The sequence below is a fragment of the Nocardia sp. NPDC051832 genome, from assembly GCF_040681285.1.
In the GTDB taxonomy this organism is placed as follows: Bacteria; Actinomycetota; Actinomycetes; order Mycobacteriales; family Mycobacteriaceae; genus Nocardia.
Window position 1 is genome coordinate 548,838 of the sequence record NZ_JBFAYL010000005.1, and the last position, 14,624, is coordinate 563,461.

At 68.4% G+C, this 14,624-nt stretch carries 14 protein-coding genes and 1 pseudogene; 7 read left to right on the top strand and 8 right to left on the bottom strand.

Features of this window, described 5'->3' with window-relative positions; all coding sequences use genetic code 11:
• Positions 1–20: 20 nt before the first annotated feature.
• A complete protein-coding gene (locus AB0M14_RS32090) occupies positions 21–524 on the top strand; it encodes a GNAT family N-acetyltransferase (protein ID WP_365001830.1) in 504 nt (167 codons plus the stop codon).
• A gap of 1 nt (position 525) precedes the next feature.
• Here the strand turns inward: AB0M14_RS32090 and AB0M14_RS32095 are convergent, their stop codons facing one another.
• On the bottom strand, positions 526–1,335 hold the full coding sequence (locus AB0M14_RS32095) for a TetR/AcrR family transcriptional regulator (protein ID WP_365001832.1): 810 nt from the start codon (positions 1,333–1,335) through the stop codon (positions 526–528).
• A 93-nt stretch (positions 1,336–1,428) separates the two neighbouring features.
• Here AB0M14_RS32095 and AB0M14_RS32100 point away from each other — a divergent pair, with 93 nt between their 5' ends.
• Positions 1,429–2,043, top strand: coding sequence for a GNAT family N-acetyltransferase (locus AB0M14_RS32100; protein ID WP_365001834.1), 615 nt, complete (start codon positions 1,429–1,431; stop codon positions 2,041–2,043).
• 1 nt (position 2,044) lies between these two features.
• Here the strand turns inward: AB0M14_RS32100 and AB0M14_RS32105 are convergent, their stop codons facing one another.
• The gene (locus tag AB0M14_RS32105) at positions 2,045–2,830 is read right to left on the bottom strand and encodes a bacterial transcriptional activator domain-containing protein (RefSeq protein ID WP_365001836.1); all 786 of its coding nucleotides are present in this window, start codon (positions 2,828–2,830) and stop codon (positions 2,045–2,047) included.
• A gap of 359 nt (positions 2,831–3,189) precedes the next feature.
• Positions 3,190–3,513 (bottom strand): annotated as a pseudogene (locus tag AB0M14_RS32110) (rhodanese-like domain-containing protein); the annotation flags it as partial.
• A gap of 94 nt (positions 3,514–3,607) precedes the next feature.
• Here AB0M14_RS32110 and AB0M14_RS32115 point away from each other — a divergent pair.
• On the top strand, positions 3,608–4,078 hold the full coding sequence (locus AB0M14_RS32115) for a MarR family transcriptional regulator (protein WP_365001839.1): 471 nt from the start codon (positions 3,608–3,610) through the stop codon (positions 4,076–4,078).
• Positions 4,079–4,233: 155 nt separating this feature from the next.
• Complete coding sequence (locus tag AB0M14_RS32120; protein WP_365001842.1) at positions 4,234–6,432, top strand: MMPL family transporter; 2,199 nt, start codon at positions 4,234–4,236, stop codon at positions 6,430–6,432.
• 96 nt (positions 6,433–6,528) lie between these two features.
• Here AB0M14_RS32120 and AB0M14_RS32125 read toward each other — a convergent pair whose 3' ends face one another.
• Complete coding sequence (locus tag AB0M14_RS32125; RefSeq protein ID WP_365001844.1) at positions 6,529–7,068, bottom strand: hypothetical protein; 540 nt, start codon at positions 7,066–7,068, stop codon at positions 6,529–6,531.
• Between the two features lie 163 nt (positions 7,069–7,231).
• Between AB0M14_RS32125 and AB0M14_RS32130 the strand changes: the two genes are divergently transcribed.
• Positions 7,232–7,699, top strand: coding sequence for a DUF4189 domain-containing protein (locus tag AB0M14_RS32130; RefSeq protein ID WP_365001847.1), 468 nt, complete (start codon positions 7,232–7,234; stop codon positions 7,697–7,699).
• A 56-nt stretch (positions 7,700–7,755) separates the two neighbouring features.
• Here the strand turns inward: AB0M14_RS32130 and AB0M14_RS32135 are convergent, their stop codons facing one another.
• Complete coding sequence (locus AB0M14_RS32135) at positions 7,756–8,715, bottom strand: hypothetical protein (protein WP_365001850.1); 960 nt, start codon at positions 8,713–8,715, stop codon at positions 7,756–7,758.
• A gap of 13 nt (positions 8,716–8,728) precedes the next feature.
• Complete coding sequence (locus AB0M14_RS32140) at positions 8,729–9,586, bottom strand: metalloregulator ArsR/SmtB family transcription factor (protein WP_365001853.1); 858 nt, start codon at positions 9,584–9,586, stop codon at positions 8,729–8,731.
• A gap of 102 nt (positions 9,587–9,688) precedes the next feature.
• On the opposite strand from AB0M14_RS32140, the gene AB0M14_RS32145 reads away from it, so the two are divergent.
• The gene (locus AB0M14_RS32145) at positions 9,689–10,957 is read left to right on the top strand and encodes an FAD-dependent oxidoreductase (RefSeq protein ID WP_365001856.1); all 1,269 of its coding nucleotides are present in this window, start codon (positions 9,689–9,691) and stop codon (positions 10,955–10,957) included.
• A complete protein-coding gene (gene arsM, locus AB0M14_RS32150) occupies positions 10,954–11,934 on the top strand; it encodes an arsenite methyltransferase (protein WP_365001859.1) in 981 nt (326 codons plus the stop codon). Before AB0M14_RS32145 ends, arsM begins: the two co-directional genes overlap by 4 nt.
• On the opposite strand, the gene AB0M14_RS32155 is transcribed toward arsM, so the two are convergent.
• Together AB0M14_RS32155 and AB0M14_RS32160 are read right to left on the bottom strand one after the other, a co-directional pair.
• Entirely contained in the window at positions 11,920–13,389 is a 1,470-nt protein-coding gene (locus tag AB0M14_RS32155; protein WP_365001862.1) for a serine/threonine-protein kinase, read from the bottom strand. The two genes, arsM and AB0M14_RS32155, sit on opposite strands and share 15 nt — an antisense overlap.
• Positions 13,390–13,393: 4 nt before the next feature.
• Positions 13,394–14,590 carry a hypothetical protein gene (locus AB0M14_RS32160; protein ID WP_365001865.1) on the bottom strand — a complete coding sequence of 399 codons (1,197 nt, stop codon included), beginning with the start codon at positions 14,588–14,590 and terminating at the stop codon, positions 13,394–13,396.
• Positions 14,591–14,624 lie beyond the last annotated feature (34 nt).

Below are 14,624 nucleotides of genomic sequence, written 5' to 3' on the forward strand. Positions count from 1 at the left end.
CGGTTGCCCAGGGTGCCGGCGTGGGGGCAATCATGATCTCCATGGACATCGAATCGGTGCGAATCCACCCGCTCACCCCCGACGACTGGGCCCGGTTCCGCGACCTCCGGCTGCTGGCGCTGGCCGAAGCGCCTTACGCCTTCGCCTCCACCTTGTCCGAGGCACAGGCCCGCACCGATCAGGTCTGGGGCCAGATCCTCACTGCCCGAACCCAATTCGTCGCGACCGTCGACGGCCGGGAGCTCGGCACCATCGGCGGCGTCCCGGAACTCGGCGCGGCCCACGTGGTATCGATGTGGGTCGCGCCCGAAGGGCGCGGCACCGGCATCGCCGACCTGCTGGTGCGCACCATCATCGACTGGGCCGCCGCCCAAGGACTTCCGACCCTCCGCCTCGAGGTCTCCGATGGCAACGGCGCCGCCGAACGGCTCTATCACCGCCACGGCTTCCGACGCACCGGCGCCCTGGGCCCGATCTCCGCGACGGACCCGCGCCTGGAATTCGAGATGCGGCTTGCGCTGTGAGCTACCCCGGGACCGTCGACGGCGGGAAGTGCCGGGCGGCGATGCCGTCGAGCAGCAACGCCAGGCTGTCCTCGAAGAAGCGATCGAGATCGACATCGAGCCCGGTGGTCTCGGGGTCGAAGACATAGACCAGCATCGGGTGGGTCTCCGGAGCGACCAGCGCCGCCACCTGCTCGGCGGTGCCGCGCAGGCCCAGCGGGCGATGCTCGGAGGTGACCAGCAGCGCCAGCCCCTGCACCAGGCTCGACACCGACAAGCAGGCGGTGAGCAGATCCTCCCGGGTCATGCCCGGCCGGTACACCGCGGCGAAGGGACGCTCCAGCGAGTCGAGCAGGGTCGGGCTCAGCGGCGGGCGGGTCTGCGCGAGCACCGGCAGCATCCACGGATGCCTGGCATAGAGCCGCCATTCCCCGCGCGCCTCGTAGGCCAGACTGTCCCGCCAGCCCGCCATCGTCGGCGGTGGCGGCGGGATCTCGGCGAGAGTCAGTTCCGCCATTTCCGCGAGCAACGCGTCGCGGTCGGGGAAGTGCCGATACAGGCCCGCGGTCGCCACGCCCAGTTCGGTGGCCAGGCGGCGCATCGACAACCCCTCCAAACCCTCCCGATCGGCGAGTGCCACCGCCGCGCGGACGATGGCGACGGTGGTGAGCCGCCGCGGCGGGGTGCGGCGCTGCGGTGCGGGCTCGGGGTTGCGGCGCGCCCGGTAGGCGCGGGCCTGGCACGACCGCGAGCAGTACCGGCGGCGGCGTCCCCGCGCCGGTTGCGCGAACTCCGCACTACACACCGCGCACCTCGGCGTCTCGGATTTCATCACATCCACCAGTGTGACGAAATTGTCGTAAAGGCAGCGACACGGCCCTACCTTGGCTTGCGAAGACACTGTTCACAACGGGAGGTTGCAGAGATGAACACGCAGGTGAGAGTGCACCGGGCCGAACTCGACGAGCTCGACGTCGTAGCGCGGGTGCTCGCCGAAGCGAGCGTCGACGAAGTGGTGCTCAGCTGGATCATGCGCGGCCACCCCGACTTCGCCGAGCAGTACCGCGCCCAGCACGCGCCCGGCATGGTGGAGCACGCGATGCGCGAGGACGAAGTCTGGGTCGCCGGCGACGGGACCGACATCTGGGCGGTGTCACTGTGGCAGACCGTGCGGAACCGCGACCGGCTCGTCCGCGAGGCCGCCGAGATGCGCGCGCGGTACGAGCAGGTGCCCGTCGATCCCTTCCGGCGGCTGCGGGCGCTGACCGGCATCCTCGAGCAGACCCATCCCGCCGAATACCCGCACCGCTACCTGCAATTGATCGTCACGCTGCCCGAGCATCGCGGAAAAGGGGCGGGCGCGGCCATCGTCACCGACCGCGCCAAGGCCGCCTCCGACGCGGGCCTGCCCGCCTATCTGGAGGCCAGTACCGAACGCTCGTCACGGTTGTACGAGCGCTGCGGATTCGTCCTCGAGGGCGATCTGATCCCGCTGCCCGAAGACGGACCGGTCTTGCGGCCCATGTGGTTCCGCGGCTGAGTCACCGCCGCAGCACCGGGCTCGGCCGGGTGTGACGTGCAGACCTCTGCGTGTTCACCCGCCCGGGCCCGAGGTGCCCCGGCACCGCGAGCAGCGCGCTCAGCTCGGCCGACGGCGGCACCCCGAGCTCACGCAGGATCATCCGGCGGAACACCCCGAACGCCCGCCGCGCCTCACCCACATTGCCCTCGGCCAGATGCGCTTCGATCAGCACTCGCTGCGCGCTCTCCCGCATCGGATCCGCGCCGACCGCCAGCATCGCCGCGTCCACCCCCTCCGCGTACCGGCCGGCCCGGCAGAACTGCCTGCTCACACTCTCCACCGCGTGTAGTACGCGGTGCCGCAAGCGTTCTCGTTCGATGATCACCCAGTCGTCGTGCCAGCCGGGCAGCAGCTCGAGCGCCTGATCCACCGCGGGATCCAGGGGCAGGTCCGCCGCCCGCGCCGTCCCCTGCATCAGGCGGCAGGCCCACGCGCCGACCAGGTGCGCGTCGACCACGACCTCGGCGCGCAGACTCAGCGCCCGCTGGTCGCTGCACACCAGATCCAGCCCCGCCGCGCGCAACCGCCACAGCGCCGAGCGCAGATTGCCCGACGCCCGCTGCTCGGCCACCACCGGCCACAACAACCCGCCCGCACACCGGCGGTCGACCGGCCCCGGGCGCAGCGCGAGCAACGCGAGCAGGCGTCCCCCGCCTTCGGGTATCTCGCGCCGCTGCGCGCCGACGGTCACATACGGCCCGCCGAACAAATGCAGCTGCACGGCAGCACTTTCCACCGCGTCCATGGCATCCACTCACTCGTCGAGAGGTCCTTGTCGCTGGAAGTCTGCCCACTGCGGGAGCGCCTGGCGTGAGTAGCCCGGTACCCATCTTCGACAACGCTCCGGTGACAGGCGTTCGGCCAAGCTGTGCCGATGCGGCCACAGCCCCCACTCGGCCCGTGCCTGGTTCGGATCGAACCCCAACCACCGCACCTGCTGATCACCGTCGTCACCGACTACGCCGGTGTCCCGGATCCCCTACCGCGACGACATCGAGGGCGCCCTCGATGCCGGGTGCGCGTATCTGCGCTCCTCCGGGCGCGCCGATCAGCGGGAGTAGCCGGCCTGCGCGCTAACCGCGCAGGCCGATCCCACTCTCAGGCACCGGTTTCGACCGGCAGCCCCGCCTCCGCCCAATCCGCGATCCCGTCCCGGTAGGCCCGGACATTGCGGTAGCCGAGCGCGCGCAGCTTCACCGCGACGTTCTCGCTGTTGCGGCAGGCCATGTTCGAGCAGTAGGTGACGATCGCGGCCGCCCGGTCCGGCAGCAGCTGGGCCGCGAGGGTTTCCACGTCGGCTTCGACCAGGACCCGCGCGCCCGGCAGATGCGCCTTCTCGTAGTAGCCCGGGCCCAGGGTGTCGAGCACCGTCACCGCGCCGGACTCGATCGCCTCGGCCAGTTCGGCGCGGGTGATGGTTTCGGTCATGAGAATTCCTTCCACAGACAGCGCACCGGATTTATGTGCGTGCGCACGCAAACTATATACGTGCGCACGCACATAAGTCGAGTACTATTGCGCCATGGCCGAATCCGATGAGCGCCGCGCCGCACAACGCGCCTGGTCGGCACTGCTGCGGGTGCACGCACAGCTGGTCCCGCGGATCGACGCCGACCTGCGCCGCGGCTTCGACCTACCACTGGCCTGGTACGACGTACTCCTCGAACTCGACGGCGCCGATCCCCTGCGCATGACCGATCTCGGCAACCGCGTCGTACTCAGCCGCACCCGGGTCAGCCGTCTGGTCACCGAAATGGAGAACGCGGGCCTGATCACCCGCCGCACCAATCCCGACGACGCCCGCTCCGCCTTCGTCACCTGCACCGACCTCGGCCGCGCACGCCTCCGCCAAGCCGCCCCGCACTACCGCGACAGCGTCACCGCCCACTTCGCCGACCGCCTCACCGCCGCCGAACTCGACGCCCTCGCCCGCACCCTCACCAAACTCCTTGCCCCCGCAGACCTCCCGATGCCCGGATCCACGCCCACCTGAAACCGTGCACCGCCTGCCAGGCCGCACACGGTGCACCGCCACCCATTCCGCCCGTTCACCGCAACGCCGGTCAAGATCGGTACCTTTGGTGGGATGCACAGTGGTTCCGCGACATTCGGCACGGTAGTCCCCCCGACCGCTCCCGGAGCACACTGATGTTCGCGCGCTGGGGCGCACTGGTGTCGCGGGTGCGGTTCCTCGTCCTCGCAATCGTCACCGCGGCACTGCTCGCACTCGGCGGCTACGGATCCGGACTGGCCGATCACCTGAGCTCCGGCGGCATGTTCGACCCCGGCTCCGAATCCAGCGAAGCCGCCCGGATCGCCGACGAAGCCTTCGGCCGCAATCACGACTTCGATGTCGCGGTGCTCTACACCGCGCCCGCCGGAAAAACCGTCGACGACCCGGAATTCAGCCGCGCGGTCATCGACAACCTCAACGGCCTGACCCAGGCACACCCGAACGAGATCGCCGGAATCAACGCCACCTACTGGCCGGCCGTCCCCGCCAAGATCACCGGCGCGGCCGCCACCACACCCGACAAAACCAAAGCCATCGCCCTCATCGCACTCCGCGGCGAGAACGACACCGACATCATGCGCAGCTATCGGGAGGTCAAGGACGCCTTCACAATTCCCGGATTCGACGTACGGGTCGGCGGACTACAACCCCTGGCGGGCACGCTCAACGACAAGATGGCCGAAGACATCCACCGCGTCGAGATCATGGCCCTGCCGGCGGTCGCGCTGTTGCTGTTCTTCATCTTCGGCGGCGTCGTCGCCGCGGCGCTGCCGTTGATCGTCGGCGGCCTCACCATGATCGGCGCGAACGGCATCGTCCGGTTCGTCACCCACTTCGCCGAGGTCAATTCTTTTGTCCAGCCGATCGTCACGATGATCGGGCTCGGGCTCGCCATCGACTACGGGCTGTTCATCGTCAGCCGGTTCCGTGAAGAACTCGCCGCAGGTCACAGCACCCCCGATGCGGTACGCCGCACCGTCATGACCGCCGGCCGCACCGTGGTGTTCTCCGCGACCATGATCATCGCCAGCCTCGGCGGCATGCTGATCTTCCCGCAGCCGTTCCTCAAATCCATGGCCTACGGCGCGATCGCGACCGTCTCCCTGGCCGCGCTCACCGCCATCACCGTGCTGCCCGCCATCCTCGCCATCCTCGGCCCACGCGTGGACATGCTGGGCCTCAAACGATTCCGCACCACCGGCAAATCCGACAACGGCCTGTGGGAACGGTCCACCGCCTGGGTGATGCGGCACCCGCGCAAGCTCGCCGTCCCGCTGTGCCTGCTACTGCTGTTCCTCACCGTGCCGGTCGGCAACCTGATCTTCGGCGGCTTCAGCGAACGCTACCTCCCACCGGACAATCCCACCCGCCTCGCCCAGGAAGCCATCGACGAGAACTTCGCCGAGAACCGCGCCGACCCGCTCGAACTCGTCTTCGTCTCCGGCAACACCACCGCCATCGGCACGATCCTCAAGCAAGCCAACCAAGCACCCGGGCTGTCCGGCAAATTCGCGACACCCTCGCCCTCGACAACACACAAGGGCGTCTATCGCACCAGCACCCTGCTCGTCGACTCCGCCCAGGCGGGCAAGACCATCGACTATCTGCGCCGGCTCGACGTCCCCGCCGACGTCACCATGCTGGTCGGCGGCATGCCCGCCATGCAGAAAGACATGGTCGACGCACTGCTGTACCGGATCCCGATCATGGTGGCGCTGGTCCTGTTCGTCACCACCGTGCTGATGTTCCTCACCTTCGGCTCGCTGATCCTGCCGATCAAGGCCGCGCTCATGAGCGCCCTCGGCCTCGGCTCCACCCTCGGCATCCTCACCTGGATCTTCGTCGACGGCCACCTCGCCGGCCTGCTCAACTTCACCCCGCAACCGATCCAGTCGAACATGCTCGTCCTGATCATCGCGATCATCTACGGCCTGTCCACCGACTACGAGGTCTTCCTCATCTCCCGCATGGTCGAAGCCCGCGCCCTCGGCGCGAGCACCAGCGACGCGATCCGCATCGGCACCGCCCAAACCGGCAACATCATCACCGCCGCCGCCCTCATCCTCTTCGTCGTCACCGGCGCCTTCGCCTTCTCCGACCTGGTCATGATGCAGTACATCGCCTTCGGCATGATCGCCGCGTTGTTCATCGACGCCACCCTGCTGCGCATGCTCCTCGTTCCGGCCGTCATGCAAATACTCGGCGACCGCTGCTGGTGGGCCCCGGCCTGGATGCAACGCATCCAGCGCCGAATAGGTCTCGGCGAACCCATACTCGACGACGAACGCGCTGTTACAGCCCGTTTTGTTGACCTCGTCGGGCCGAAGAGCTAGCCCGGATGCGGTCGGCGCACACGAGTTGCCGCAAGCCCTCGACTGCGTGCGGTGCAGGTTCGCACTCGAAGCAACGCGACTTTGAGGACCGGCCCGTTACCGACGGCCGGAAATCAATCGCCGAATCGGTGCGGCGACCTTCGAGCTGACACCGGGCCAGATCATCTCGAAACTGGTCGCGACCACGAGGCCGAAAGTCAGGCCGAGTGCTCCCGAGAACGGTCCCGACCACGCCGAGTCGACTGTCGCGATGAACACCGCGCCGAGAATCCAGACCACGGTGTACAAGCCGAGAAGCTGAATGCCCTGCTTACGACGGCGCTTGGCAACCTGCCGGTCAGCTTCGCGGGCGACGGAGGTCGGTTCGGCATCCGCGGTCGTTCCTTCGACCAGACGAATCTGCGCGAGTGCGTAGGCGATGGACTGATCCACGAACGGCAGGGCTTCCGCCTGATCGGCCAACTGGGCACGCGCTTTGCTCAGCGATTCCAGGTTCTCGTACGGTGTCCTCTTGCTGTTGCGCGAGAGGAACCAGCCAGCAACGAACGCCGCAATCACTGTCCCGAAGCCGGCCGCGAAGGGCGCATAGTCTTTCCATGAGTTCTCGACGGGTTGCTGCGCCAGCCAAGTGATCACGTCGTCATCTTGGCAGGCTTCTCGTCGATTTGCGCAGGGTTTGCCCGCATCCCGCGGGGCTACCGGGCGCGGCGCGCACCCCGGCGCTGATTCCCGTGGACAAACGCCGCTGTGGCGGTCATGATCTTTGCGTTCGCCACACTGACAATCGGGGGTTGATCTCTTGTCGTTCGTCTCGAAACGCGCGCTGGCTCTGGTGGTTCCGGTCGCAGGCGCACTGGTGGGCACCGCTGCCGCGCCGGCGCACGCGGCCGGAGATCTCTATGGGGCCATCGCTGTCGCGTGGGGAACCAGTGCGGGGCTGGCGGTCGATTACCCGTCCCAGGCGGCCGCGGACAAAGCCGCGGTCGAGGCATGTGGCACCAATCGGTGCCTGGTTATGGCGCGCGCCCGCAACGAGTGCGCCTCGGTGGCCGAGTACGACCATTGGACCGTGTGGAAGAACTCCGTCGAACCGGTCTACGGAACAGGACTGGGGCCGACACGCGCGGCCGCCGAGCAGGCCGCGATGGACAGCGGACATTACAACCTGTCGTTCCCGACAACAGCCACCGCCTCCGCGCTCGGTCTCATCCGAATCGTCAAACCGCTGTTCATTCTCGACACCATCTGCACCTCGAACGCTGATTGAGATCGAGGTCGACGCGCCCCCGCAGGCGTTGGTACTTGTCTGCGACCGGGCCGCCTTCATCGCGAATACCGGACGGCCACCACACCGAAGGCTTGCTTTCGCCGCAGGGAAGAGCCGTCTGGCTCCACGGCCAGTAGACCGAAACCGGCTTTGTCGAGATCGTTCGCGGGCTCCTCGGCGTAGGGAAAGCCGGGCATGGCGAAGGTGAAGACGAAACACCCCCCGACACCCTCCTCGTCGAACAGGTCGATCAGCTCGGCCAGGTAGCGGGCTTGCACAGCTTCATCGCGCGGGTGGTCGCCGCGGATACGCGGTGGTGTGGCGAACCAGTCGACGATCTGGAACGAGCCCGCGCCGCGCCGGTCGGCTCCGGCGAACGCGCCGCAGCCGAACTCGGTGACGATCACCGGCTTGTCGTGGTCGCGCACCAACGCACGGATGCGGTCGCGGTAGCTGTCCTGATTGCGGGCGGAGCGATAGCTGGCGACACCGACGAGGTCGAAGGGTGACCAGTCGACGGACTCCCAACCGGCGGCAGAGTAGGTGATCGGGCCGCCGAAGCCGGCGCGCGCGACGGCCACGGCGCGAGCCAGAAGCTTGTGCAGTCGACGGTCGATGCGGCGGCGTAGTACACGGTGGAACCGAATGATGAGTTGCAGGCGAAGGAATGAACGCGGTCCGGGGACGATACCGGGCACAGTGTGTGAGAACTCGCTGCCGACCAGGAGAGTGACGCGGCCGGGGTGCCCGCGCCGCAAAGTATCGGCGGCTTCCGCGACGAGGCCCAAGTGCCGCAGCATCTGCCGCTGCGACCGGTCGGTGGGGTCGGGGCGGAGGTAGACGTCCAAGCCGAGCTCGAGCGCGCGACGGGCCGCGTCGACCAATTGTGTTGCGTCCCGGCCGATGAGCATGACGGTATCGCAGTGCAGGTCCGCGGCGATGATCCGCAGGTGCTCGCGCTGGTCCGCGGGTTCGATGTCGTCGATCAGATAGGAAACGCCCCGCAGACTCATCATCGCGAAGCCGGTTTCAGCTAGCGCTGCGGCGTTCGAGGAAGACGGTGTCGCGCCACTGTCCGTCGAGTTGGGCGATGCGCTCGCGGACACCGAGGGTGCGAAAACCGGCGGAGTGGTGCAGGGCGATACTGGCGCGATTCTCGGGGAAGATCGAGGTCTGCAAGGTCCACAAGCCCGCCTCGTCGGCGGCGATCACCTGGGTGCGGACCAGCGCCTTCCCCACACCGCGCCCGCGCATTCCGGCAGCGACGTAGACCGAGGTCTCGGCGACACCGCGGTAGCAGTCCCGAGCCGACACCGGAGCCAGCGCGGCCCAGCCGACGACCTGACCATCGATCTCCGCGACCCAGCGATGCCCGGCAAGCCAGCCGGCGTCGAGGTCCGCCCGAGCGGGAACTTCGGTTTCGAAAGTGGCGTTGCGCGTAGCGATTCCCTCGCCATAGATGCGCAGTACCGCTGCCCAGTCGGCGTCGGTCATCGCGCGGACGGTGACGTCTCCGGGGATGTCGACCGGGCAGCACGGTTGGGGCGGCAGGACGCCCATGACCGCGTCGGCCGCGTGGGGCAGACCGGTGCAGCAGGCGGGGTTGACCGTGACCACAGTGCTGGTGCGGTCTTTGTGGACGTTGACGAACCCGACGTCGACGAGCTTGCGGACGTGGTGGGAGACAGTGGGCTGCCCGACCCCGAGCGCTTCGGCGAGCTCGCCCACGGTGACCCCGCCCGGGCGAGCGGCGACGTGATGGAGCAGGCGGACGCGGGTGGGGTCGGCCAGGCAGGCGAACCAGCTCGCGTAGGTGGCGGCTTCGGCGACCGGGAGCATGTTCATGCGGTCGTCGGTGCGCAAGACCGGCATATCCAGCGACGTCATGCCTCCCACTATATCGACATGCATCAATGGTTGCGTTCATCGGTGACTGTCGATACAGTTCGACGTAGCTTCAATCGACAGGCATCGATGAAAGGATCGCTGATGAACGAGCTCCCCGTGGTCGTGGTGGGGGCCGGGCCGATCGGCCTGGCCGCGGCGGCAGAACTGCGCGAGCGGGGCTTGACCCCGCTGGTCTTCGAACGCGGTGCGACCGCGGGCGCGGCGGTCGCCGAGTGGAATCATGTGCGGCTGTTCTCGCGCTGGGGTGAGCTGATCGCCCCGGCCGCGCGTCGTCTGCTCGACGGTGCGGGATGGGTTGCCCCACCGGAGGATTCCTACCCGACCGGCCAGGAATGGGCCGGTGACTACCTGGTCCCGCTGGCCAAGACGCTGGGCGATGACATCGTCCGCCTCGGTGCCGAAGTCGTCGGTGTCGCCCGCCGGGGCCGCGACCGGGTCGTGGACGCTGGACGAGACAGCCAACCGCTGTCGATCCGTATCCGCTACGCCGACGGCCACGAGCAGCGGGTGCTGGCCCGCGCGGTCATCGACGCCTCCGGCACCTTCGGCGCCCCGAATCCGCTCGGTGGTGACGGCCTGCCCGCGATCGGGGAAACCGCCGCGGCCGCGGTGATCTCCTACCGCGTTCCCGACTTCGACAACGAACTGGTGCGCGCTCGCTACGCAGGCACACACACAGTGATCGCAGGCAGCGGCCACTCCGCCCTCGGCGCGATCGTGGCCCTGGCGCGGCTGGCGAAGTCGGTGCCCGGCACCCGGATCAGCTGGATGCTGCGCCGCGGCGACGTCGCGGGCACCTTCGGCGGCGGCGAGGCCGACCAGCTGCCCGCCCGTGGCGCTCTCGGTTCACGCGCCAAGGCAGCGATGGCGGCCGGGCTGCTGGACGTGGTGACCGGGTTCCGCACCGCCGCTATCGAACCCGCCTCCGACGGCCGCTTCACCCTGATCTCGGAAGCCGGGACCCGGATCGAGGACGTGGACCAGGTGGTCGCGCTGACCGGGTTCCGGCCCGAGTTGTCGTGGCTGTCGGAGATCCGCCTGAACCTGGACCCGATCCTCGACGCCCCGGCGGAGCTGGCACCGCTGATCGACCCGAACGTGCATTCCTGCGGGACGGTGTATCCCCATGGCGTCAAGGAACTCTCGCATCCGGAGCCGGGTTTCTACCTGGCCGGGATGAAGAGCTACGGGCGGGCCCCGACCTTCCTTGCCCTGACCGGCTACGAACAGGTGCGCAGCATCGCTGCCGAGCTGGCCGGTGATTACGCAGCCGCCGCCCGGGTCGAGCTGACCTTGCCCGACACCGGTGTCTGCGGCGGCGCAGGCGTATTCGACGAGGAGATCCGATGACCACCGACGACACCACCCGCGAACAGGTCCGCGCCCACTATGCCGCCGCCGCCCGCGCGGTCCTGGACCAGTCCGCGAAGGCGCAACAGCCCGCGAGCTGTTGCGCGCCGAGCAACGAAACATCTTCCTGCTGTTCAGGTCCCATGGCAGCGGGCGAGGATGCTTTCGGATCACGCCTGTACGCCGCCGCCGACCGCGACCAGCTGCCGGCCGACGCGGTCGCGGCCAGCCTGGGCTGCGGCAACCCCGTCGTGGTCGCCGACCTGCACCCCGGCGAGACCGTCCTGGACCTCGGCTCCGGCGGCGGTATCGACGTTCTGCTCTCCGCCCGCCGCGTCGGCCCGACCGGCAAGGCCTACGGCCTGGACATGACCGACGAAATGCTGGCCCTCGCACTCGCCAACGCCCGTAAAGCCGGCGCCCGGAACGTCGAATTCCTCAAAGGCACCATCGAATCCGTTCCGCTGCCCGCCGACACGATCGACGTGATCATCTCCAACTGCGTCATCAACCTCTCCACCGACAAGCCCGCGGTCTTCGCCGAGGCTCATCGCGTGCTGCGCCCCGGCGGGCGCTTCGGGGTCAGCGATGTCGTCGCCGACGATGCGCTCACCCCCGCACAGCGCGCTGAACGCGGCGGTTACGTTGCCTGCATCGCCGGCGCGCTCTCGTTCAGCGAATACCGCGACGGTCTGACCGCCGCGGGCTTCACCCACATCGAGATCACCACCACCCATCAGGTCGGCGAGGGTCTGCACGGCGCGATCATCCGCGCCACCAAAGCAGGCAGATCCGACCGCGCCGGAGACGCTGACGGTCCGGCGGTGTGTTGCGGCACCGTAGCCGAAGCCGAGGCCGAAGGCTCCTGCTGCGGCAGCGCCGCCAAAGCGGAAGCCCAGAGCGCCGGAGCCTCGTGCTGCGGCAGCTCCGCCGAAATCCAGACTCAGCCCCCCGGTTTCCGCTCAGAGCGGGGCTGAGGGCCACCATCGGTCAACGAGTTCTTGGCCGTTCGACCCGCCCCAGACCGTCAGCTGGCAGTGTTTGCGGGCGTCGTCGTCGAAATCGATCTGCAAGACACCGCGCGGCTGTTGGCCGGACTGGTTCAGGTTCGACCAGACCAGCCGGCCTCGACCGCCCGCCCGCTCCCACCGTTGGTCACCCATGCGGGCCGCTGCGTAGACGGTGAACATCTGGGGCGGACTTCGGTCGGCGTGGCACTCCACCAGCAGCTCTTGGAGCGGAGCACCGTTGCCACGGCATTTCAGCCGCGCGAGGTTGTCGGTGCGCCCCTTCAGGGGGGCTTGGTTCATCGACTCCGTGGCGACCGCGTGGCATCGAAGACCCTGGTAGCCGCTCCCAATCGGGGCGGACGGCAGCAGGGCCGGCAGTGTTTCGGCGACGAAGGCGTAATCGACCCACGCCGACGCAGGGGTCGTCGGCGGTCCTCCGATCGAGGTGATGCGGCCCCAATTCCAGGCCACTACCACCGCGATCAGAGCACTGAGGCCGAGGCAGATCGCACCGATGCCGACCCGCCTGCGGCCACTCTTCCGCCGGACCGGCCGCGCCGCGGCGACGTCCGCGCCACCGGCGAAAGCCGCAGCCGCAGCCTCGGCCAGCGCGCCGCACGTGGGCAGGCGCTGATCGCGCTCCTTCGCCAGCGCACGCGCGATCACCGCATCGATCGCCGCGGGCAGCGCGGGGTTACGCGCGGTGGCCGAGGGCGGCGGGTCGAACAGATGGGCATGGAGCACCGCCACCGTGGAGGGGCGCGGATACGGCTTTGTGCCGGTCAGCAGTTCGTACAGGGTGCAGCCCAGGGCATACACGTCGGTCTGATGATCCAGCTCACCCGCCACGAGCTGCTCCGGCGCGGCATAGGCGAGGGTGGCCAAGACCTCGCCCTCCTCGGTCAGCGCGGTGGCATCCGTTGCGACCCTGGCGATGCCGAAGTCCGTCAGATAGACGCGGTCCGGGAGACCGGGTCGCTGCTCGAGCAGGATATTGGCGGGTTTGACATCACGATGCAGCATTCCCGCGCGATGGGCGGCATCCAGCCCACGGGCAACCTCGGCGATGATGTGCACCGCGATCGCCGGTGGCACGCCCGCCGGATAGCGGCGGATCAACTCCCCCGCATCGATTCCGTCCACGAATCGCATGCTGAGCCAAGGCTGTCCGTGCTCGACGCCACGATCCCGCACGGCGACAATGTTCGGGTGCTCGAGGGCGGCGACCAGTTCGGCCTCCCGCTCGAATCGCGCCCGGAACGCCGGCTCGGCGCCATACTGCACCGCCAGCACCTTCAGCGCATCCAAGCGCGGTAGCCGCGGATGTTCGGCCACATACACCGTGCCCATACCGCCGGTGCCGAGCACCCGGCAAATACGGTACCCGGCGAAAACCGTTCCAGGCGAGAGCGTCTCGGGCATATGCTCAGCCACCGTTCGCCAGCAGGCCCACCTGGATCGCGGCTCTGCGCAGAATGCCTTTCTCGGTGCGTGCGAACACCGTGGCGAAGTAGCGGCCGTGCTGGATTCGGCAGCTGTACCGATCCAGCGCCAGCCCCTTCGAGCCCGGGTCCTCCGCGCACCAGACCCCCGCACCCAATTCGGCCGGGACTTCGATGGACTGGAGGTCGATCTCGATATCCCGCTGCTTGTTCGCAGTGAACGCAGCGCCGGCGGCCTCCGTGTCCCGATACCGCGCCAATCTTTCGAGACCGTTGATGGCGAGAAATTCTGTCGATCTTCTGCTGCTCGAGGAAAGGCCGGCGCCATGCGGCCCGTAGACGACGCCGGTGACCATCAGCGGCGATTCCCACCCAGCGTTGCTGTCGACATCCAGTCCGGTCACGGTGGGATACGACCAGCGACTCGGCGCTGGTGGAACCAGCAATCGAACCATGCCGTGCTGGTCCAGTGGCAGTCCGGCGAGCTGCGCTCGCGGCGTCTGCGGGAAATCCCGTAATCGGTTCGTCTGCGCGGTGAAGGTCTTGCCGGCCAGCTCTGTCATAGCGGGCAGGTCCGGCGCAGTGTGCGCGATCAGCAAGCTGATCACGTACGACTCATGCGCCAGGCTCGCTGCCAGCGAGGGCACGCCAGGACGCCAATGACTCTGTGCGGCAGGGTGGTTCGGAATGGGCGCGGCAACGTTGTCGCTACTCACCGCGAAGTCCGCGGAGTCGATGTCCCGCGCGGCCTGCTCAGCCGTGGCGGTGTCCGGGAACCGCAGCACGATCACACTCAACGCACGCAATTCCCCGACCCGAGTAGTGCGCCCATTCTCCTTGTCGGCTCTGGCGACCATCGCGCCGGCGAGCATGCCATGACGTTCCAGCACCGCACCCACGGGATTGGCCAGCACGGCCGCCGCTTTCACCGGCGTCGGCAGCGGCGCGAGGTGCGTGGGATTCACCGGCTCGATCAGGGCCGGGTCGACCTGAGCCGGATCGACAAGCGCCTCGATCATGCGCGCCGATTCCACGACCCGGCCGTACCGCTCATTGTCGTTGGCGGGGACTTCCAGCGGTTCGACACTGTACGGGGCCACGTCGAAGTCTTCCGGGTGGATGCGCTGCGGTTCCGGCTTACCCGGGATCGTGCCGCAGCCGGCGACAGCAACCGCGATCATGACCGCCACCAGCGCCCGGACTCCACGAGAGGTG